This window comes from Promicromonospora soli, from assembly GCF_014653785.1.
Lineage (GTDB): Bacteria > Actinomycetota > Actinomycetes > Actinomycetales > Cellulomonadaceae > Promicromonospora > Promicromonospora soli.
In genome coordinates, this window is the sequence record NZ_BNAS01000002.1 from 451,108 (window position 1) to 473,174 (window position 22,067).

The window sequence follows — 22,067 nt, forward strand, 5'->3', positions numbered from 1 at the left end:
TCCTTGACTGGTCCTATACCAGCCTAGGACGGCGGAGGCGCGGGACTCCAGGTCCCACGCCTCCGCACGTCATATCCGGGAGGCGGACGTCACTTCGGCCAGGAGGCCTCGATGTCGTCCGTGACCTCTTGGCTGCTGAGGTCAGACGCGAACCACTCGGTCATGCCGGCCCAGAACGACCCCGTACCGACCTCGGAGGGCATCAGGTCGGAAGCGTCGAACCGAGCAACCGTGGCCGGGTCGGCCAGGATCTCCGCAGACAGCCTGTCGAACTCCGTGGCCAGCAGCTCCGGGTCGAGCCCCTTGTTCGCGCTCACCCAGCCGCCGACCGGCGTTGCCGCCGCCTTGGCGTTGGCCCAGTCAGCACTCGACAAGTACGTCTGGAAGGCCTGCACCTCGGGAGCGTCGTTGAACGCGCCGATGAACTCGCCGGCCACGAGGGTCGGCCGCTCGGCGGCATCCATCGACGGGAGGTAGAAGGCGTAGACGTCGCCGTCCGGCGCCACCTCGGTGCCCTCGGGCCACTGCGTCTGGTAGAAGTTCGCCGCGCGGTGCATCCAGCAGGAACCCTCGAGGATCGGGTAGCCCGCGTCCGTCCAGGGCGCCGTCGCGATCGAGTCGACCCCGCCCAGGCCACCGTTCACGTAGTCCGGGTTCTTGAGGATCTCGGCGGCCATGTCGAACGCCTCGACGATCTGCGGGTCGTTGAACGGGATCTCGTGCTTGTACCACTGGTCGTAGACCTCGGGGCCCGCGGAGCGGAGCACGACGTCCTCGATCCAGTCGGTGGCCGGCCAGCCCGTCGCGTCGCCGGACTCGACACCGGCGCACCACGGGACGGCGTCGGTCGAGGCGATCTCTTCCGTCAGCGCCAGCAGGTCGTCCCAGGTCTCCGGGATCTCGTAGCCCGCCTCTTCGAACATGGACGGCGAGTACCAGACGTAGGACTTGACGTTCGAGCCCAGGGGCGCGGCATAGAAGGTGCCGTCGACGGTGCCGTAAGCCTTCCAGTCCTCGCTCCAGCCCTCGTCCACGTTGGCCTCGACCTGCGCCGGCGCGGGCAGCACGGCGTCATACTGCGTCACCAGGGTGTTCAGCAGACCCGGCTGCGGCAGGATCGCGATGTCCGGCGGGTTGCCGGCCTGGACGCGCACGGGAAGCTGCGCCTCCATCTCGCGCGACCCCTCGTAGTTGATCGTGACGCCGGTGCACTCCTCGAACGGCTCGTACGAAGCCGTCTGCGTCTCGGCCTCCGGCTCGACGATCGTGGTGTAGACGTCGACCGAGGTGCCCTCGAGGTCACCGAACTCCTCGAAGACACTGCAGTCGATCTCGTAGGCGCCGGGCTCGCCGCCGTCGCCGCCGCCGTCGCCTCCGCCATCATCGGTGTCGGCACAGGCCGCGAGGACCAGGGCCAGGCTCGCGCCGGTCGCCGCAAGGGCGACCGCTCGACGTCTGGAAGACATCCGGATAGTCATCTCGTGCTCCTCCACTGCTTCGTGGGCTGAGAACCCTCTGACGTGCGGGTACGGCCCGGCAGAGTGCCAGGTTGCCCTTCCTCTACGCAACCGTGGTTCACGAGGTTATGCAAGCCGATACTGCATCGCCTTGCATTACGAAACCGTTGCAATCGCCCGAGTCGCCGATGTCGGGGGAGCCACTGGCGGGCGCCTGCGGCACGGCGGCTCGCGTGTCACTGGCGGGACGTAGGCTTGTGCCGCCAGATCACTGGTGCCCCTACGGAAGGACGGACATGATCGAGCTGAGGACGCCGCGCGAGATCGAGGAGATGCGCCCGGCGGGACGCTTCGTCGCGGACGTGCTGCTCGCCGTCCGGGAGACCGCCGGAGTGGGGGTGAACCTGCTCGAGCTCGACGAGGTCGCCCACAAGATGATCCGTGACCAGGGCGCGGAGTCGTGCTACATCGACTACCACCCGTCGTTCGGCGCCATGCCCTTCGGCAAGACTCTCTGCACCTCGGTGAACGACGGCGTCCTGCACGGCCTGCCGCACGACTACAGGCTGCAGGACGGCGACCTGCTGTCGATCGACTTCGCAGCGTCCGTGAACGGCTGGGTCTCCGACTCCGCGATGTCGTTCGTGGTGGGCACGCCCGCCCCGGACCGCGCTGAGCCGGACGCGAAGCTGATCCGCACCACCGAGGTCGCGCTGGAGGCGGGCATCGCCGCCGCGCAGCCGGGCAAGAAGATCGGCGACATCTCCGCCGCGATCGCCGAGGTGGCCCACGCCGCCGGCTACTCGATCAACACCGACTTCGGCGGGCACGGCGTGGGTCGCACCATGCACGGCGACCCGCACGTGCCGAACAACGGGCGCGCCGGGCGGGGCTTCCCGCTCAAGCCGGGCCTCGTGATCGCCGTCGAGCCGTGGTTCCTCGAGACCACCGACGAGATCTTCACCGACCCCGACGGCTGGACGCTGCGTTCCGTGGACGGTTCCCGCGGGGCGCACTCGGAACACACGATCGCGATCACCGAGGACGGCCCGCTGATCCTGACGGCCCGCTGACCCCTCTTGCCGAAGTAGAACCAGGGCGAAGTAGAACCCTGGTTCTACTTCGCCCTGGTTCTACTTCGGCATCTCAGATGAGGGTGTTCAGCGCCTGGATCACGCCGTGCTGACTGATGTCGCCGACGGTCTCGTCGGCTATCGCCTTCACCTCGTCGGGGGCGTGCCCCATCGCCACGGCGCGGGCAGCCCAGCTCAGCATCTCGATGTCGTTCAGACCGTCGCCGACGGCGAACGTGTTGTGCCGTGCGATGCCGAGCGTGGAGCGGATGTTCTCCAGCGACGTCGCCTTGCTCTGGTGCCGCGGCGTCACGTCGATCCAGTCCAGCCCGGCGGGCGTCGCGGTGACCCCGTGCAGGCGTAGCGGCTCGAGCAGGTCCAGCACGCCCGTCCCGTGGAGGATCGCGCGCGACGCGGGCAGCTCGCCCAGCCCGTCGATATCGACCGTGCGCTGCGCACCGTTGACCTTGTGCGGCTCGAAAGTCCGGTTCACGCGGTAGCCGACGCCGATCTCCTCGACGCCGATCTGCACGTCGGGGAACCGGCTGAGCGCCATCTGGACCACCGGCCCGACGTCGAACGTCAGCACGTCCTCGAGCATGTATCCGTCGGCGCAGGTGTCGCACAGCCGTGCCGTCACGGCGCCGTTGGAGGCGACCACCCAGCCGTCGGTGATCCCGAGCTCCTTGGCCACGGGCAGGATTCCCGTCAACGACCGACCCGACGCCAGGACCACGTGATGCTTCCGGCCGCGCACGCGCTGCACGGCCAGAACCGTTGGTTCGGGCACGGGCTGCCCGGTGACCAACAGGGTCCCGTCGATGTCGAGGGCGACCAGGTGGGGCGCGTCATTGCGCACCCGCATGGACACCGGTTGGTCGTCCAGGATCATCACGTACCCCCATGGCACCGTGAGCGCCGTCACTCCTCGACGGATCGCGCCCAAATGTACAGGCATTCAACCAGTGATCCATACCTTTGCACGGATAACTTTTCACCCGCGGCGTCAGCCCTTGGACCTTTTTATCATCAAAGCAAGGAGCGGAGTACTTCTACGACACCGTCGCTGTCGATCGAGGCCGTGACCTCGTCGGCCGCCGCCCGCACGGTCTCGGACGCGTGGCCCATGGCCACGCCCCGGCCGGCCCACCGCAGCATGTCGATGTCGTTGCTGCCGTCACCGACCGCGACGGTGTTCTCGGCCGGCACGCCGAGCGCCTGGCGCACTTGCTCCAGGGCGGACGCCTTGGTCACGCCCTGGGGTGCGATGTCCATCCATGCGGACCACCCGACGGCGTAGGTCACGTCGTCGAATCCGAGGCGCCCAGCGATCTCGTGGAACTCCGCGCTGGTCTCGCCGGGGCTGCGCACCACCACGCGGGTGACCTCGCCGGCCCAGAGCTCCTCGAAGTCGACCACCCGGTGCTCTCCGTTGAGCTCCCCGTCAGGGAAGAGCTCGGTCATGCGGAAGCCGACACCGACGTCCTCCACCGCGTACCGCGCGTGCGGGAGCTCTACCTTGAGCATGCGGAGCACCGGCTCGGGGTCGAACGTCTGGACTCGTTCCAGGGTGTAGCCCATGTCGGCTGCCGCGTCGAGGCGCGCGGTGACCGCGCCGTTCGAGGCGACGATCCAGGAATCTTCGATCTTGAGCTCCGCGGCGACGGGCGTCATCGCGATGAGCGACCGTCCCGACGCCAGCACCACGTGGTGTCCCGCTGCCCGGACCGCGGCGACCGCGTCCCGGGCCGCGTCGGACAGCACGTCGTCGTACGTGACGAGCGTGCCGTCGATGTCGAGGGCTACTAGCTTTCGATCGATGTCGCGGGGCACGATCGCAGCCTACCGACCCGCGCGTGAACACCGGTCGTCCACCCGTACGAGATCGCCCAAATGTCGGGTGACCGGCCTGGTTGCGGGCGTGACCGTTGCGCCTACGTGTCCCTTATAGGCGCAACGGTCACGCCCACAACCAAGCCGGCTGGTGCGGTGGCTACTTGACCGGCTCGAGGAGCTCCAGGCCGCCCAGGTACGGGCGGAGGCCCTCCGGCACGTACACCGAGCCGTCGGGCTGCTGGTGGTTCTCCAGGAGGGCGACGATCCAGCGCGTGGTGCCGAGGGTGCCGTTCAGGGTGGCGACGTTCCGGGTGGAACCGTCCTCGGTCCGCTCGCGAACGCCCAGGCGGCGGGCCTGGAACGTGGTGCAGTTCGACGTCGAGGTGAGCTCCAGCCAGCGCTCTTGGGTGGGCAGCCACGCCTCGCAGTCGAACTTGCGCGCCGCCGACGAGCCCAGGTCGCCCGCCGCCGTGTCGATGACGCGGTAGGGCAGCTCGACCTTGGCCATCATGTCCTCTTCCCAGCCCAGCAGGCGCTGGTGCTCGGCCTCCGCGTCCTCGGGGGCGCAGTAGCTGAACATCTCGACCTTGTGGAACTGGTGCACGCGGATGATCCCGCGCGTGTCGCGGCCCGCCGAACCTGCCTCGCGGCGGTAGCAGGCGCTCCAGCCGGCGTAGCGCAGGGGCCCGTCGGACAGGTCCACTATCTCGTCGCTGTGGTAGCCGGCGAGAGCCACCTCGGAGGTACCGACCAGGTACAGGTCGTCCTTCTCCAGGCGGTAGATCTCGTCGGCGTGCGCACCGAGGAAGCCCGTGCCCCGCATCGTCTCGGGCTTCACGAGCGTCGGCGTGATCATCGGCGTGAAGCCCTGCTGCACGGCCTGGTCCATCGCCATGTTGAGCAGCGCCAGCTCCAGGCGCGCGCCGATGCCGGTGAGGAAGTAGAACCGCGCCCCCGACACCTTCGCCCCGCGCTTGGTGTCGATGGCGCGCAAGCCCTCGCCCAGCTCCAGGTGGTCCTTCGGCTCGAAGCCCTCGGCCGCGAAGTCGCGCGGCGTGCCGACCTGCTTGAGCTCGATGAAGTCTTCCTCGCCGCCCGCGGGCGCGCCCGCGATCACGTTGGCGATGGAGTACAGCACCCGGTCGAGTTCCTGCTCGGCCTCCGCGGCCGCTGCCTGATGGTTCTTGACGTCCTGGGCGAGCTGCTTGGTATGCGCCAGCAGTGCCTGCTTCTCGTCGCCCTTCGCCTGCGCCACGCGCTTGCCCAGGGACTTCTGCTCCGCGCGCAGGTTCTCGAACTCCGCCAGGGAGGAGCGGCGGCGCGCGTCGGCGTCGAGTGCCGCGTCCACGAGGTCGGGGTCGTCGCCGCGGGCCACCTGGCTCGCGCGGACGACGTCTGGGTTGTCGCGCAGAAGTCGGAGATCGATCACGGGAGGAGCCTAACGGGGCTGCCCTGGCCGCGTGGTCCGCAGCGCGACCATCGTGAGCAGCGGCACCGCCGGGATGAGCGCGATCATCGCGATCCGGAGGCCGAAGTCGTTGACCAGCGAGCCCAGCACGGCCATCACCCACATCGCCACCAGCGCGGGCCGCAGGAACTCCCAGCGTTCCTGGGCGCGCCCGAACCAGTCAGGGATCAGGCGCTCCCGCCATGCCGCCGGCCCGTAGAGCGCCAGCCCCACCACCACGAGCACGAGCACGGTGACCCAGACCGCGGGCCCGCCAGTGATCGAGTTCAGCGCGTACAGGGCCTTGCGCAGCACGGTCGACACCGCCTCGCCGTCGACCACCTGGGCCACGAACCGGCCGAGGTGCGAACGCGACTCCGGCGGGCGCAGCCAGTCCAGCACCCCCACGAGGGCCACTACGCCGACGCCGGCCGCCGCCACCCAGGCGAAGCGCCAGAACGTGAGCCGAAGCCCGGAGGCGGCGGTGGCGACCACCACGAACGCAGGGACGAGCACCAGCCCGCCGCCGAGGTCGGCCCCGAGGGTGGGCCAGACGTCGACCGCCATCGCGACCACGCCAACGACCGTCACGGCCAGGGTGGCCAGAACCCGCTTCCCGCGTGACACGAGCAGCTGGGCCAGCGCGGCCGCGAGCACGATCGCCGCCACCGCGTACACCGAGAACGTCGGGTTGCCGAAGCCGTAGAACCGCGCGCCGAACGTCGGTGCCGACCCCAGGGGGGCCGCCCGGTTCAGCGGCGTACCGAACAGCGCGTCGAGCGTGAGCGCGACGAACGTGATGCCCGCGACCACCGCCGGGGCCGCCCAGAGCGGTCGTCGTGGGGCAAGCAGGCCAAGCCCGGTCACGGCCGCCGTCACGAGCAGGGTGGCGCCCACTATCGCGAGCACGGGCAGGTCGAACCGCCACCAGCCGGTCAGGGAGACGAGGAACCCGCCGGCCGGGAGCGCCGTCAGCGCGGTCGCGCCGATCTCGGCGGCGCGGCGCCACCGGCCCGGCACCTCGCCCAGCCCGCGCGCCCGGCGTCGGCGGGGCACCCACCAGCACGCCGCCGCCAGCGCGAGGCCCAGCCAGAACGGCATGTCCACGAGCCAGACGTACGCGTCGCGGCGCACGTGGTCGCGGGCGGTCATGTCGGCGAGCTCGTCGGCGGTGAGCCACGCCGAGGCGGGGCGCTCGCCGCCGCGCATCAGCGGCGTCGGGTCGATGTCGGCGGGCAGGTCCACCCCGGCCGCGTCGAGCACGGACGCCGGGACGTCCATCAGGCGCGCCACGCCCTCCGTGCGGGTCGCCGTGCTGGCCAGGTAGCGCGGCAGACCGTCGCCGGACGGCCGCACCATCGCCATCCCGAGCTCGAGGGCGTGCTCCGGCACCGTCGCGACGTCGATCACCAGCACCGTCGCGTCCGCGGGGGCTGCGTCCAGGACCCGCCACACCGCGAGGTCGACCATGGAGACGAGCTCGGCGCGGCGGGCCTCGACCTGCTCCTTGCCGTCGGGCCGCTCCTCCAGGTCCGCGCGTTCCGCGACGTTCAGCAGCGCGGAGCCCGCGTCCACGAAGGTGACCGGGCAGTCCCACGCGCCCGACCCCTCCGCCACCGCGGTGGCGAGGTCGAAGTACCGCCCGACGCTCCCGCCCCGGTCGGCGAGCGCCACCGCGGCGCCCGGGCCGACCGCCGTCGTGCACTGGTCGGCGAGCGCTGCGCCGAACGTGCCCGGGTGAGCGGCGTAGCCGGAGCCGCGCTGCAGCGCGGTCAAGCGGTCCCACTGGTCGACGACGGCGGGCCGGTCACCCCGTGCCGCTCCGTCGCCTTCCTGAGCGCCTTCCTGGGCACCGTCCTCGGCTTCTTCCCCGCCGTCACCGGCGCCAGGCGCGTCGCCCGCAACCGGTGTCACCGAGATCTCGTCGCAGATCCAGTGGTCGTCGGCGTCGCGCTCGTCGGCCACCTCGGCGAGGCGGCCCGCCGACAGGCTGAGCCAGCCGCTGTCCGGGCAGCGCGCCGCACGCCCGTTGGGCAGGGTGAGGCCGGCGGCGTCCGCGCCGTCGGTCAGCAGGCCGTACAGGGTGGGTGCGGGCGCCGTGCCGGTGTCGAGGGACGGCTGGACGTCGGTCCAGCGCAGGCCCTGCGTGCCGATGACGATCACGTCGCCACCCGGCGGTACAGCGAGCTCGGCGGTGTTGAGCGAGCCCGACTCCTCGCCCGCGGCGTCGGCGCCGGGCACGGGGAGCACGGCCGCCGCGAACAGCAGGCTCAGCAGCAGCGCGCCGGACAGGCCCAGCACCGCGGACGGTACGTTGCGCACCGGCTCGGTGGGCCTGCCCGGGTCTCGGAGCCCCCGCGTGGTATCGGAGCGAAGCGAGGACGCTTCGTAGGGGGACGACGGCAGCCAGCCGCGGGCGCCGAGGAACCGGGCCATCTGGTCCGGACGGGCCGCCAGGAGCGCGAGCACGGCGAACGGCACGAGCAGGACGAGCCCGCGCAGGCGGTCCCCGAAGAACGGCGCGGCGTCCACCCCGGTGGTCACGAGCGCTACGGCGGCCACCGCGCCGGCCGCGAGCCACATCGGGCGCGTGGTCCGCTGGGTGTCCGTCCTGCGGGTGCCGTCGCCCAGCACGGTCCCGACGCTCATCGCGGTACGGCGGCGCGCCAGGTAGGCCGCGATTCCGCCCGCGAGGACCAGCCCGGCCACCGCGTAGAGCACGAAGGCCACGTCGGAGAACCCGTAGAACCGGTCGGCGGTAGCGAGCGACGGGCCCAGCAGCGAGCCCTGGAGCAGCGTGAACCCGGTGAGGCCGTCGACGGTGAAGACCAGCCAGGTGACCCCCGCCGCCGCGACGGCGTTGCGCCAGGGGGCCGGGGAGAGCAGGCGGGACACGCCGCGCACGGTGAGCGCGACGGCGACCGCCGCCACGGTCAGCGACAGGGCCAGGCCGAACTCGGGCGCGGGCCACACCCACCAGCGCGTCAGCGTCGCCAGGCTTGCCGCCGCCGGGGCCGACACCGCGAGCAGCGCCGCGCCCAGCGCCAGTCGCCGCCGGTAGGGCCCGGGCTCCCGGCGCGGCCGGGCGGCGCGGCGCGGCAGCACCATGATCAGTACCGCCATCAGCAGGAACAGGACTATCGCGCCCCCGAACGCCGGGACCTGCGCGGGGATCGTGTCGGCCAGGACGTTGATGTACTGCCGGTTCTCGACCGTGCGGGCGACGGTGGTGCGGCGCGGCTCGCCCACCTCGATCGGCATGCCGTCGATCACCGGCTCCTCGACGGCCGGGGCCTGCTCGGGCTCCTCGGCCTCGGGGTCCGGCAGGGCGCCCCCGGCCTCGGCCGCGGTCGCCGTCAGGTCCGTGAGCTGCACGAACCCGGTGCTCCGCGACGCTTCCGACGTCAGCCAGCGGACCCGCGGCACGTCCACCACCCAGTCCACGACGACCTGCAGCCCCTGCTGCGTGAGCGGCGTGTCGGCGATGCCCGCGACCAGCACGCGCGTCCCGGTCGGCAGGTTCCGCGTCAGGCTGCTGAGCGTGCCGTCAAGGGCCTCGAGCGCCTCGGCGCGCTCCGGGCCCTCGGGCAGGCTCCCGGCGTCGATGACGGTGACCGGGCACTCGGTGAGCACCTCGGTCCAGCCCGAACCGGGCGACGCGCCCGTGCCGGTCGACCCCGGCGCGTCCGGGCTCAGCGCGTCCAGGGACGCGACGTACCGGCTCACGGTCCCGTCCTCGCGGGCGAGCATCACGGCGGCGCCCGGCCCGACCGCCGTCGAGCAGGTGCCCGCCTCGGCCAGCATCTCGCCGAGGAGGCCGGGGGCCGGAGCCTCCGTGCGGCCGACGGGCTCGTCGTCCCGCCCCTCTTCCTCTTCGGGAAGCTGGGCCCAGCCGTCCACCGTCGCTTCGGCCGGCTCGGCGCCGCCCGCGCCGTCCGCCCTGGGCACCGGGGTGCACGACGTCGCCCCGCGCGCCTCCGGCTCCTGGCCGTCCTGCCGCCCGGGGTCGGGCTCGTCCGCACGTTCGGCGCTGCCCGCCGAGACCATCCGGCTGCCGGCCGAGAGCGTGAGCCACGCGTCCAGCGGACAGGTCGCGGGCGCGGCGGTGCGGACGTTGATCGAGGCGACGGAGCCGCCGCCGATCATGTGCCACAGGTTCGGGGTGGTGCTGCGGGACACGTCGGTCCAGCGCAGACCGGCGACGCCGACCACCACGACGGGAGCTCCGGGTTCCGGCCTCGGGGCCGCCGACGCCGTCGTCGGCGCGACCAGGCCCAGCAGGGCCGCCACGAGCATGACCAGAACTGCGGGCACGGTCAGGGCTCGTGTGGAACGGGGATTCACCCGCCCAGAGTAAATGGCTGGAGCGGTCACGGTGCTCGGACCAGCAACGCGCCCGGCTGGACACGTACGTCGATCCCGACCGCCCGCCCGAGGGGGTCGCCATCGACCTGGGCCTCCTCGCCCGCGGGCACTTGGATGCGGGCTCGCCGGGCCTTCGTGTGGTCGATGCGGCCCAGCTTCTCCGGCAGCTCGTTACGCACACCGACACCCTGCATGGCGATCTCTAGCGTCAGCTGGGCCCAGCCGAACACGCCGCCGCGGACGTCGACGGCGGCCACGTCGAGCACCCCGTCGTCGAGCACGGCGTCGGGCAGCAGATTGACGCCGCCGGGGAGCATGCCCACGTTGCCGACCATGATCGAGCGCGCGCGGGCCTCGACGGGCGGCTGGTCGTCGAGCTGCAGGTGGGCACGCATCCGCCGGGCCTGCATGTGCGACAGCCCGGCCACGAAGTAGGCGAGCCAGCCCACCTTCTTCTTCAGGTCGGCGTCGGCGGTGGCGACCATCGCGGCGTCGAAACCCAGGCCCGCGATGACGAGGAAGATGTGCTCCCGCTCCGTGTCGGGCTCGTGGTCGGGCTGGTTGGCGTTTTCGCCGTTGCGGGGCATCTCCGCGAACTCGGTCACCCGCAGCCAGCCGACGTCGATGGCACGTGTGCGGCCGTGCACGATCACGTCGAGGGCATCGCCAGTGCTGGCCAGCGGCAGCTCGAGGTTTCGGGCCAGGAGGTTGCCGGTGCCGACGGGCAGCACGCCCATCGGCATGTTCGCGCCGACCATGGTCTCCGCGACCGCCCGGACGGTCCCGTCCCCGCCCGCCGCGACCACGATGTCGGCGCCGTCGTCCAGGGCCCGCTGGGCCTGGCCCTTGCCCGGGTCGTCCACGGTGGTCTCGTACCAGAGGGGCTCCGGGAGCCCGTGGGCGCTGCAGTGCGCCCGCACCTGGGCGAGCAGGCCGGCTGCGCCTTGTTTGGACGGGTTCACGATCACCGCCAGCTGCGGGGCCGCCTGCACGCTCTGCGGCGTGGCACGCCGCGGGTCGCGGCGCCGCTTCCACGCCTGCTGGGACCAGACGCCGATCGCGACGGCGAGTGCCAGCAACGCCACGGCGATCGCGGCCACCCCTAACCAAGCCTGCCACTCCACGAGGTCAGCGTACGTGGCGGACCTGTGGAAGCAGGTTCATCAGCTGCGGACGTTGGAGCCCGCGTGCCGCACCGCATCCACCGCACCGCGCACCTTGCGCGCGTTCACGGCCAGCAGGACGTCGCGGTACTGCGCCGCACGGTGGATCTGGCCCTTGAGGTCGTTCGCGGACGCCCGGTGCTTGAGGTCGCACGGCACCTCGACCGCGACGTACCCCTTGCGCAGCAGGTCGATCGTCATGCCGGTCTCGACACCCCAGCCGCGGGCGAGCGGCGTGGCCGCCTCGAACGCCTCACGGGTGAGGCAGCGCATGCCGGAGAGCGGCTGCGACGGGCTCCAGCCCGTCATCGCCTCGATCGCCCGGCGGGACGCGCCCACCACGATTCCGCGGCCGCCCGCACCTGCCTGCTTGGGCAGCAGGGCGATCGCGAGATCGGCCACACCCTCGCGGACCGGGCGCACGAGGGGAGCCGTGTTCACGGCGGTGTCGCCGAGGTCGCCGTCGATGAACATGAGCAGGCGCGGGGGCCGCCCGTCGGCGTCGCGCATGGCGACCACCGCGGCGCCCGTCTCCATCGCGGCGGCCTTGCCGCGATTGTGCGAGTGGCGCACGACGACAGCCCCGGCGGCACGCGCAACGTGCTGCGTGTCGTCCTCGGAGCCGTCGTCGACCACGAGCACGAGGTCGACGTGGGGGATCGCACGCGCGGAGCGCACAGTAGCGGCAATGCGCTCGGCCTCGTCCTTGGCGGGAATGATCGCCGCCACCCGTTGGACGTTCTTGCCTGCCAGAGCATTGCCGGGACGCGTAGTCTTCGCGACCGGGAGAGCGTTCACACCTGTCCTGCCTGAAGCGTCGATTTGCCTTGGTGGGTGACCGGATAGCCCTTTGCTTGGTGAGTGCAAAGGTTTACCCCTGGAATCCTACTCCCTTGGTCCGCTAGTTGCCGAAACCAGGGCCGCTCGTGGCGATCCTCGGTGACTGCCGACGCGTTCCGGGCCGCTCGCGCACGACCGGCCGGGGCGTCCGGACTAGCGCAGGGTGACCTGCCGGGAGACGATACCTGCTCTTGCGCGTCGCTCGTTCGCATCAAGCGGCTCCTTGATGGAAAGTGCTTTCGCGAGCTTCTTGCCGAGCTCGGTCGCGGGGCCCTCCAGATCGGCCGCCTGGGTGCCTTTCGGCAGCTCCCAGACAGGAACGACCAGGCCCGACGCACGAAACGCTCCCACGAACTTCCCACCCGCGAGCCCTGACTCGCGCTTTGCGTGGAGCCGAGAGATCGCGTCGATCACGTCGTCCTCCGGCTCGGGACGCGCCCAGCGCATGAACTCGCGGGTCATGCTGCACCAGTACGCCGACTCGACGGAAGACACCTTGACGGTGGGGATCGCGCCGTCGGCGGCGTCTTCAAGGTTCTCCTTGAGCTCCGGCGTGACGTCAGCGCTCGGGTCGAGCCAGAAGTCGAACGTGTCGTGCACGGTGACCTCGAACGGGACGCTCAGGTCGAGCACGTCCTGCAGTCGCGGGCCCGCACCCGGCAGCTCGCCCGACTCGACAGCCGTACCCGGCTCGACCTCCAGCGCCTCGAGGAGCGCCGCGGCGAGGTCGCGGCTCACGTCGCCGGTGCTGAGGACCCCCTGCACGGCCAGCAGGATCGCGCCGTCGGCGCGGTGCAGCGCGGTCCAAGCACCCGGCAGGAGCGTCACGACAGTGACGTCGCGGGAGCCGTACTCGGCGGTGGTGCGAGCCGTCGCGGTCGCTGACGGGACGATCTCGCGCATCGCGACCCAGTCGGTCTCCCCGGGGAGACCTTCGAAGGGCCGGAGCACGAAGTCGGAGGAGGGGTTCTTGGCCATGCGGCGAGTGTATCCGCGCGCATGGTTGCAGATCTGTCGAGCCGGTGATGTTTTTCGGAGCAGTCCGTCGCCGACCTGTCGAGCCGCGGCAGTACGGAAGGACGGGACGTGATGATGGAGAGGTGGAACCCTGGCTCGCCGCACACCTGCCCGTGCTCGACCTCGCGCTCGACGCCGTCCGGGCGGCCCAGCGCGCGGCCACGAGGGCCGGCCTCCGGCTGACGACCACGGATCCCGCCCGGCTCGATCCGGCCCGGATCGCTACCGCCTTCGCCTCGGACCGCGTCCTCGAGCTCGACGGACAGCCGGTGGACGGGTTCGCCCCGCTCTCCGGTTTCTTTCCTGCCGCCGACGGCTGGGTCCGCACGCACGCCAACTACCCGCACCACCGGTCGCGGCTGACGGCTCTCGTCGGCCTGCCCGACGACGTCGGCCGGCCCGCCTTCGCCCACCGCCTCACCGGCTTCCCGGCCCAGGAGCTCGAGGACCGGGCGGCCGACGCCGGCGCGATCGTGGCGCGCGTCCGGACCGAGCGGGAGTGGCGGGAGTCGGGACCGGGGCGCGCCGCGGCGTCGGGCCCGGTGGTGCGGACGCGGCTGCGGCCCGGCCCTTTGACAGGCACAGGACGGCGCCTTGCGGCGGGCTCAGGGCGGCGCGGCGGGGCCGACCCTCGCTCCTTGGCTGATCCGGGACCCGGCGGGACGGCCCTGGCCGGCGTCCGGGTGCTCGACCTGACGCGCGTCATCGCGGGTCCGGTCGCCACCCGGACGCTGGCGCTCCTCGGCGCGGACGTGCTGCGGGTGGACCCGCCGGACCCCGCGGAGATCGAGTGGCAGCACCTCGACACGGGGCAGGGCAAGCGCAGCGCCGTCCTGGACCTCAGGGATGCCCGCGACCGCCGCATCGCCCAGGACCTGCTGGACGCCGCGGACGTGCTCGTGACGGGCTACCGGCCCGGCGCGGTCGAGGCGCTCGGGCTCCGGGTCCCGCCCGGCGTCGTGACCGGACGGGTGTCCGCCTGGGGCGACGCGGGGCCGTGGGCCGACCGGCGGGGGTTCGACTCGATAGTGCAGGCAGCGAGCGGCATAGCGCTGCTGGAGGGCCGCGACGGGACGCCAGGGGCGCTACCCGCCCAGGCGCTCGACCACGCCTCGGGATACCTGCTCGCCGCGGGGATCGTCGATGCGCTGACACTCCGGGACGGCCGACCCCAGGACGGCGCGGCCGGCAGCGTCCCGGGCGACGGGCTCGGCCGCGACGTCTCGGTGTCGCTCGCGCGCACCGCTACGTGGCTGCTGGACCTGCCGGGACGGGACCCGCTGCACCCGGCCGCCGCGCCGGCGTCGGGCAGCCAGACCGTGACGCACGAGCGAGTGACCACGGCGCGTCCTGCGCTGCCCGGGTACGAGGACTACCCGCACCCGGCGCACCGGTGGGGCAAGGACGACCCGACGTGGCGCCCAGCGCCGAACTAGCTTGGTTGTGGGCGCGATCGTTGCGCCTACCTGCCCGGTTTAGGCGCAACGATCGCGCCCACAACCAGGTGGGTCAGGCGCGGATGTGGCTGCGGCGAGCGACCAGGAGCGAGCCCGCACCGCCGATGACCAGGGCGCCGGCCGCCGCCGTGAGGGCCGCAGCCTCGGCGCCGGTCGTAGCGAGCCGGACCGGGGCGTCGAGCGTGGCCTCGGCGAGCGCGGACGCCTCCTTCTCGATGGCCTCGACGCTGGCGCCCTCGTTCGGGACGAAGGCGGTGAGCTCGGCGCCGAGGGTGTCCGGCGTCGTCGACGGTCCCTGCCACTGCTGCCCGGGCGCCTGGACGGCCAGCGGCGGCTCCGACGCGGCGATCTGCACGGGGGCGGCCAGCACCACGGGGGCGGCCAGCACCACCGGTGCGGGAGCCTCCTCCGGGGCTGCGGGGGTGGGCGCCTCGGCGGGCGCGGCCGGCCGTGCGGCAGCCGTGGCGACCTCGGGCTCAGGCTCAGGCTCGGGCTCGGGCTTCGGCTTGGGTGCCGGCGCCTCGGCTTCCTTCACGTTCTCCCGGACGGCCTCGCGCTCCTGCTCGCGGTCGCCCCCGTCCCACTCGCCGTTGCTGCTCTGGGCCTCGGCGCCGCCCTGCACCTCGGTGCGGTCGCAGTCACCCTGCTCGGCCTCGTACTGCGGCACGTCGTAGCTGGGCTCCGCGTTACCCGTGGGCTCGTACGAGCGCGGGGCCCCGTAGGAGTGGCGACCGGCCTCGTACCCGCGACCGCCGTCGGCCCCGTGGCCACCGTCGTAGGCGCGAGCGCCGTCGTGCCCACCGGCGTAGTCGACGGAGTGCCCGCCGTGCCCGCCTTGGCCGTGTCCTTCGTTCGCCATCGCCGGGCTGGCGACGGCGGTCGCCGCGGTGGCGAGCGCGATCGTCGCCACGACGCGGGAGGCCGCGGACTTAGCGGCGGACGTGGGCTTGATGGCGGCGTGCTTCATAGGAGCTGCTCCAGCTGGTCGGCTACAACGGCCCGGAACCCGGGATGGCACGACGCTACCTGATCGGGAATAGAGGGAAAAAGTGGTGGACCGGAAAAAGCCGGACTGCCTATAACGATTCGGTAACAACGGCCATGTGAATGGAACCTTCTCAAAGCGCCGGAAAACGCAAACAGGGTGGAGCGCCAATGGCGCTCCACCCTGCTACGTCAAGACCGAAGAGGCTGGGGTCCTCCCGGGGTTCTCAGATCAGGAGAGGCCTCCCAGCAGTCCGCCCACGGCACCGCCGGTGAGGCCGTCCACCGTGCCGGTCACGGTGCCGACGGTGTCCGTCACGGCACCGCCGGCAACGCCGTCGACCGTCTTCACGACGGGCTTGGCGACGCCGTCCACGACGACGTCCTTCACGACGGGCTTGGCGACGCCGTCCACGACGACGTCCTCGACGAGCGGCTTCGCGACGCCGTCCACGACGGTGTCCTTCACCGGGTTCACCACGTTGCCGACCACGCCGTCCTTGACGACACCGCCGACGACGCCGTCGAGCACGACGCCCTCCACGACCGGCTTGGCGACGCCGACGGCGCCCGGCACGACGTCGCCGGTCACGGTGCCGACGGCACCCGGGACGACCGAACCGGTCACGCCGCCCACGGTCGAGGTGACGCCCGGAACGACGCTCCCCTGCACCGAGCCGACGGCACCCGGGACGATGTCCGTGGCGACGGGCTTGACGACGCCGTCCACGGCGACATCGCCCACGACGGTCTCGAACGCACCGGCGGCCGGGGTGGTGAACTGGGCCACGACACCCGGAACGCTCTGGACCACGCCAGGAACGTTCGACACGACGCTGTTCACAACGCCGGCCACGCCACCGAGCACGCCCGGCAGGTTCGCGGCCAGGCCTGCGACCGGAGCGGTCGCGGCGCCCACGACGTTCGGCACGTTGCGGATCACGCCGGCCACGGTGGTCGGCGCGGACTCGACGGTGCCGATCGCGGCGCCGGTGGCACCGTTCACGACGTCGCCCGAGGTCACGCCGCTGACAACGCCGTTGGCGGTGCCCACGACGCCACCGGCAACGCCGGTAGCCGTGCCCACGGCGCCGGTCGCGGTGCCCGTAGCGGTGCCCACGACGCCGGTCGCGGTGCCCACGACGTTGCCGCCGAGCACGTTGGCCAGCGCCGAGTGAGCGGTGCCGGTCACGCCGGCAACCGTTGAGCCATCGGTCACGCCACCCACGACGCCGGTCGCGGTGCCGACAGCGCCGCCGGCAACGCCGGTAGCGGTGCCGACAACACCGGTCGCGGTGCCGACGACGTTGCCGCCGAGCACGTTGTTGAGCGCCGAGTGCGCGGTGCCGGTCAGGCCGCCTGCGACGGAGCCGTTGACGACGCCGTTGACAGTGCTGTTGACGGAGCCGTGGACAGCACCGTTGGCCACACCGAAGGCCGCGCCCGCGGCGCCCTGGACGGCACCGGACACGTACTGCGCCGGCTCGTAGTTCGGCGCGAGGGCCGTGGTGGGGGCGATGGAGGCGGGCAGCTCGCTCTTCACCACGTCGGTCGCGGGGAGCGACTTGGTGAGCTCGCTGAGGTCGATCGACGTCGACGAGAGGGCGGGGAGGCCCGACTTGAGGCCCTCGGCGGTGGTGCCGAGGTCGCCCAGGGAGTCCAGCGGCGAGGCCTCAGCAGCCATGGCCGGTGCGGCCATGCTCGTGGCCGCGGTCGCGATGGCGACGGTCGCGATGGTGCGCGCGCCCGCCGATGCGGTCTTCTTCTTGGGTGCTGCGTGCTTCAAAAGGTGCTCCAGCATCTCGTTGCGCAAATGCGCGTTCGGTCCTTGAGCCACCGAACTTAGTCTTCACCCCCGGGTGAATAAAATCACCCATGTTACGATTTGGTAACGATGGGCAAATTGGACACGTGAAATCGGTCCGTCCGGCTTGTTCCGGCGGCTTTGTGCTGGGGAATTATCGGCGTGCCGAGGGATCGGCGTCTCGCTGGGCGGACGCCTCCATCGTCAGGGCCTCGGCGCCCTGGACCAGCGCGGCCTCCGCGGCCCGCGCCCGCGCGGTGGCCTTCTCCCGGACGGCGACGATCTTGTCGTGCAGCTCGGCGTGCACCCGCTTGCGCACGTTGCGGGCGATGACGTCGAGGTCGGCCTCGTCCGGGGCGTGCACGCCGCGCAGGGCCAGCTCGTCGGTGAGCCGGCTCACGGCGTCGTCGATCTCCGCCACCACCCGGACCTCCGCCTCGTCCAGCAGGGCGATCACCGCGGCGTCGGCCTCCCGGCCCAGGCGCGTCTCCTCGAAGCGGCGGGCGGCGGCGTCCACGATCTGCTGCGCCTGCGCGACGACGTCGTGCGCCACGGCCGGCGCGTGCGCCTTCAGCGTGCCGAGGTCGAAGAGCAGCACGCCCTCGACGTCGGCGACCCGCGGGTCGACGTCGCGGTGCAGGGCGAGGTCGAGGATCACGAGCGGTCGGGGCTCCGGCTCGTCGCCCGCCCGGTCCGCGGCGCGCTCCCGTGCCCGCACCAGTGCGGCGGCGTCCAGCACGTGGCCCAGGCTGGCCTCGGGGGCGCTCTCGCTCACCAGGCCCGGGAGCGTCGTCGCGTAGCCGTGGCCCCCGGTCTCGCGCTCGTCCTGGGGCTCGGCGGGAGCCTCGGCCTGCGCGGCGAGGAGGCGGCCGCGGGCGCCGCTGCAGCTGACCACGAGGTCGGCGTCGGCCAGCGCGTCGACGAGCGAGGCAACGGGCTGCACGCCGTGCGACTCGGCGAAGGCTTCGGCGCGGCCGGACTGCGAGTAGACGCGGATGTCCTGGCAGCCGCGGGCTCGGAGAGCCGCGACGGACGCGCCCGCGTACGAGCCCGTGCCGATGAGTACGGCGCTCGCGCCGTCCCACGGCGGCAGCTCGCCCTCGGCGAGGTCCAGCGCGAGCGCGACGACGGATCGGCCGGCGGCGCCGAGCTCCGTGTCGGTGCCGACGCGCTTGGAGGTGCGCGACGCCGTCTGGAAGAGCAGCTCGAGCGTCTTGGACGTGGTCTCCTGTTCGCGCGCCTCCGCGAGCGAGCGCTTCACCTGGCCGGCGATCTCCCGCTCGCCCACGACCATCGCGTCCAGGCCGGACGCCACGGCGAACAGGTGCTCGGTGACCTCCGGGCCGGTGCGGACCGTGAAGCTGCGGGCGGCGACGTCGCCGGTCACGCCGGACGCGTTGGCCACGAGCTCGGCCACGTGCCGCGTCGCGTGCCGGACGCTGTCGCCGCTCAGGGGCGCGTCCACGTCCAGGTAGAGCTCGAAGCGGTTGCACGTCGAGATCACCACGGCGCCCGCGACGGGGCCGCACGTACCCACGACGACGCGACCCACTGACGACGAACCCGTGGACAGGCGTTCCAGCGCGTCGAGATCGAGCTCGCGGTGGCTGGCGGTGAGGGAGAGGAGAACCACAGTGCCCCAACTTTATGCACCCCGGCCCGGCAGGGCAGAATCGGGAAGCGTGAAGTCCACCACGATCGCCCCCGCTCATCCGCTCGCCGACGGGCGGACCTCTGCCGCGCCCCTGGTGCAGGCTCTCCGGGGTGAACGTCCTAGCCGCACGCCCATCTGGTTCATGCGCCAGGCCGGCCGCTCCCTGCCGGAGTACCGCAAGGTACGGGCCGGTACCGGCATGCTCGAGTCCTGCCTCCGGCCCGAGCTCGCGTCGGAGATCACGCTCCAGCCCGTCCGCCGGCACGGGGTCGACGCCGCGGTCTTCTTCTCCGACATCGTGGTGCCGCTCAAGCTCGCCGGGGTCGGCGTGGACATCAAGTCCGGGGTGGGCCCGGTGATGGACCAGCCGTACCGCACGGCCGACGACGTCGCGCGGCTCGTGTCCCGCGGCCTGGACGACGCGGCCCTGGAGCCGATCCGGGAGGCAGTCGCGCTGACCGTGGCCGAGCTGGGCTCGACGCCGCTCGTCGGCTTCGGCGGTGCGCCGTTCACACTGGCCGCGTACCTCGTGGAGGGCCGGCCGTCGCGCGACCACCTGGCCGCGCGCACCCTGATGCACGCCGACCCCGCCACGTGGGACGCGCTCGTGGCGTGGACCGCCGACCTCACCGGCGCGTTCCTCCGGGCGCAGGTCGAGGCGGGGGCCAGCGCGGTGCAGCTGTTCGACTCGTGGGCAGGGTCGCTCTCGCTCGCGGACTACACCTCGCGGGTCGCCGCGTCGTCCACCCGGGCGCTGGCGCACATCGCGGACACCGGGGTGCCCGGCATCCACTTCGGCACCGGCACCGGGCACCTGCTGCCCGCCATGCGTTCGGTCCTGGTCTCCGCGGGGATCGCGGACCACGCGGTGGGCATCGACTACCGGACGCCGCTCGACGAGGCGGCCGACCTGCTCCCCGGCGTTCCCCTGCAGGGGAACATCGACCCGGCGCTGCTCGCCGCCCCCTGGGACGTGCTGGAGGCGCACGTACGGGACGTCGTCTCCCGCGGGCTCAAGGCGCCCGGACACGTGGTCAACCTCGGCCATGGCGTGCCGCCGGAGACGGACCCGACGGTGCTGACCCGCGTGGTCGAGCTGGTGCACTCGTTGTGAGCTGCTGGGCGGCCGGGCCGGCGGCGGCCGGGCCAGCGGTCTTTGACCATGCACTTGCTGCCATAACCGGGCCTCGGCCGGCAGCAAGTGCATGGTCAACGAGAGCGGCTCTCGCGGGCCTCGGTCTCCGACGCGCGATCTGGCCGAGATGACCGAGATGACCGAGGCCGCCGACGCCGTCGTCGTCGGTGCCGGGATCGCCGGGCTCGTCGCCGCGCACACGCTTTCGGCGCGAGGGCTGCGCGTGGTCGTGCTGGAGGCTGCCGACAGGGCGGGCGGGCCGATCCGTGGCGGGTCGTTCGTGTCGCTGCCGGGGGTGCCCGTGGACCTCGGCGCGGAGTCGTTCGCGGTGCGAGGCGGCGTCGTCGAACGGCTGGCCGAGGAGCTCGGGCTGACCGTCGAGAGCCCCGCCGGGCTCTCTGCCTGGGGTTATGCGGCCGGCCGCGCCTTTCCGCTGCCCGCCGCCGGGGTCCTCGGGATCCCCTCGCGGCCGTGGGCCGCGGACGTGCGGCGCGCGGTCGGCTGGCCGGGGGCGCTGCGCGGCTCGCTGGACCGGGTGGTGCCGTCGCGGTTCGTCGACACCACCGACCTCGGGACGTTCGCGCGGTCGCGGCTCGGGTCCCGGGTGGCGGACCGATTGGTCACGCCGGTGGCGGCCGGGGTGCACTCGGCGCCGCTCGACCGGCTGGACGTCGCCGCCGTCGCGCCCGGGCTGCTGGACGCGTACGCGCGGACCGGATCCCTCTCGCGGGCGGTGGCGTCGCTGCGGGCGGCAGCTCCCCCTGGGTCCGCGGTGCGCGGGATCGACGGTGGCATCCATGCCCTGGTGAACGCCCTGGTGGAGCGCCTGGACGTCCGGTTGGGGGCGCGGGTCGTGGGCGTGGAGCGAGTGCCCGGCGGGGCTGGCACGACCGCGGGAGGCGGTGCTGTGCCCGGGGGGCAGGGCACTTCCGGGCAGGGCAGCTCTGGCCAGGACACTTCCGGCCAAGGCAGTGTGATGCAGGCCGGTGCCATGCAGGGCAGCGCCGGCCAGGGCACCACCGGCCACGGCACCACCGACTGGCTGGTGCGCACCGAGGGCGGCCAGGTGCTGCGCGCGCCGCGGCTGGTGCTGGCAACCCGCGCCGAGATCGGTCCGTTGCCCGCTGCCGGTCCCGAGGTCGGTCGGTTGCCTCGAGATCGGTCAATCGATGGACCGATCTCGAGGCAACCGACCGATCTCGAAGCGGACTCCCACCAAGGGACCGAGCTCGCACCAGCGCAGCCCGGCATGCCCGCCGCCGCAGAGCCGAGCGAACTCACCCCGCCGCGCGCCCCCGAGCGCGGCGCGGACATCCGCCTGGTCACGCTGCTCCTGGAGGCGCCCGAGCTGGACGCGGCCCCGCGCGGTTCGGGGATGCTCGTGGCCCCGGGCATGACGCCGGGCGATGTCCGCGCCAAGGCGCTGACCCACGCGACGGCGAAGTGGCCGTGGCTTGCCCGGCGGGTGCACGACGCCGTCGGGCCGGGCTGGCACATCGTGCGACTCAGCTACGGCCGCATCGGCGAGCCGACGCCGGACCCCACCGCCGAGGAGGCCGCGCGCGACGCTTCGGCGCTGCTCGGCGTCGACCTGACGGGGCGCGTGCGGGACAGCCTGCACCAGCGCTGGGACGGCGCGCTCCCCCCGCCGACGCCGGCCTATCGGGCCGCGATCAAGCGGTTCGAGCTGGCAGTCCTGACCGAGCCGGGCCTCGACGTCACAGGCGGCTGGATCGCTGGCACCGGCCTCGCGGCGATCGTCGGGCACGCACAGGCCACGGCCGAGCGGCTGGGCGAGCGAACAGCGCGTTCTGACACAACGTTCTGACAGCCCG

At 72.7% G+C, this 22,067-nt stretch carries 15 protein-coding genes; 4 read left to right on the forward strand and 11 right to left on the reverse strand.

What is annotated here, in order from left to right; genetic code table 11:
- Positions 1-89 precede the first annotated feature (89 nt).
- Entirely contained in the window at positions 90-1,478 is a 1,389-nt protein-coding gene (locus IE250_RS07850) for an ABC transporter substrate-binding protein (RefSeq protein ID WP_229872250.1), read from the reverse strand.
- A 275-nt stretch (positions 1,479-1,753) separates the two neighbouring features.
- On the opposite strand from IE250_RS07850, the gene map reads away from it, so the two are divergent.
- Positions 1,754-2,530 (forward strand): type I methionyl aminopeptidase, encoded by a 777-nt coding sequence (gene map / locus IE250_RS07855; protein ID WP_189668714.1) that lies wholly within the window; start codon positions 1,754-1,756, stop codon positions 2,528-2,530.
- A gap of 73 nt (positions 2,531-2,603) precedes the next feature.
- Here the strand turns inward: map and IE250_RS07860 are convergent, their stop codons facing one another.
- The 7 genes from IE250_RS07860 to IE250_RS07890 form a co-directional block, all read right to left on the reverse strand.
- Positions 2,604-3,488 (reverse strand): HAD family hydrolase, encoded by an 885-nt coding sequence (locus tag IE250_RS07860; RefSeq protein ID WP_229872251.1) that lies wholly within the window; start codon positions 3,486-3,488, stop codon positions 2,604-2,606.
- A 71-nt stretch (positions 3,489-3,559) separates the two neighbouring features.
- Complete coding sequence (locus tag IE250_RS07865; RefSeq protein ID WP_189668715.1) at positions 3,560-4,363, reverse strand: HAD family hydrolase; 804 nt, start codon at positions 4,361-4,363, stop codon at positions 3,560-3,562.
- 160 nt (positions 4,364-4,523) lie between these two features.
- Positions 4,524-5,795, reverse strand: a complete 1,272-nt coding sequence (gene serS, locus IE250_RS07870) for a serine--tRNA ligase (RefSeq protein ID WP_189668716.1) — start codon at positions 5,793-5,795, stop codon at positions 4,524-4,526.
- 9 nt (positions 5,796-5,804) lie between these two features.
- Positions 5,805-10,157 (reverse strand): hypothetical protein, encoded by a 4,353-nt coding sequence (locus tag IE250_RS07875; RefSeq protein WP_189668717.1) that lies wholly within the window; start codon positions 10,155-10,157, stop codon positions 5,805-5,807.
- 26 nt (positions 10,158-10,183) lie between these two features.
- Entirely contained in the window at positions 10,184-11,302 is a 1,119-nt protein-coding gene (locus tag IE250_RS07880) for a diacylglycerol/lipid kinase family protein (RefSeq protein WP_189668718.1), read from the reverse strand.
- Between the two features lie 39 nt (positions 11,303-11,341).
- Complete coding sequence (locus IE250_RS07885; protein WP_373301623.1) at positions 11,342-12,139, reverse strand: glycosyltransferase family 2 protein; 798 nt, start codon at positions 12,137-12,139, stop codon at positions 11,342-11,344.
- A gap of 195 nt (positions 12,140-12,334) precedes the next feature.
- Positions 12,335-13,159 carry a DUF5926 family protein gene (locus IE250_RS07890; RefSeq protein WP_189668719.1) on the reverse strand — a complete coding sequence of 275 codons (825 nt, stop codon included), beginning with the start codon at positions 13,157-13,159 and terminating at the stop codon, positions 12,335-12,337.
- A gap of 122 nt (positions 13,160-13,281) precedes the next feature.
- Here IE250_RS07890 and IE250_RS07895 point away from each other — a divergent pair, with 122 nt between their 5' ends.
- A complete protein-coding gene (locus IE250_RS07895) occupies positions 13,282-14,634 on the forward strand; it encodes a CoA transferase (RefSeq protein ID WP_229872252.1) in 1,353 nt (450 codons plus the stop codon).
- Between the two features lie 73 nt (positions 14,635-14,707).
- Here the strand turns inward: IE250_RS07895 and IE250_RS07900 are convergent, their stop codons facing one another.
- The 3 genes from IE250_RS07900 to IE250_RS07910 form a co-directional block, all read right to left on the reverse strand.
- Positions 14,708-15,622 (reverse strand): hypothetical protein, encoded by a 915-nt coding sequence (locus IE250_RS07900; protein WP_189668721.1) that lies wholly within the window; start codon positions 15,620-15,622, stop codon positions 14,708-14,710.
- A 249-nt stretch (positions 15,623-15,871) separates the two neighbouring features.
- Positions 15,872-17,425, reverse strand: coding sequence for a hypothetical protein (locus tag IE250_RS07905; protein ID WP_189668722.1), 1,554 nt, complete (start codon positions 17,423-17,425; stop codon positions 15,872-15,874).
- Between the two features lie 172 nt (positions 17,426-17,597).
- Positions 17,598-19,076 (reverse strand): glutamyl-tRNA reductase, encoded by a 1,479-nt coding sequence (locus IE250_RS07910; RefSeq protein WP_189668723.1) that lies wholly within the window; start codon positions 19,074-19,076, stop codon positions 17,598-17,600.
- Positions 19,077-19,125: 49 nt separating this feature from the next.
- Here IE250_RS07910 and hemE point away from each other — a divergent pair, with 49 nt between their 5' ends.
- Positions 19,126-20,211, forward strand: a complete 1,086-nt coding sequence (hemE, locus tag IE250_RS07915; RefSeq protein ID WP_229872253.1) for a uroporphyrinogen decarboxylase — start codon at positions 19,126-19,128, stop codon at positions 20,209-20,211.
- Positions 20,212-20,359: 148 nt separating this feature from the next.
- Positions 20,360-22,060 carry a protoporphyrinogen/coproporphyrinogen oxidase gene (locus tag IE250_RS07920; protein ID WP_229872254.1) on the forward strand — a complete coding sequence of 567 codons (1,701 nt, stop codon included), beginning with the start codon at positions 20,360-20,362 and terminating at the stop codon, positions 22,058-22,060.
- Positions 22,061-22,067 lie beyond the last annotated feature (7 nt).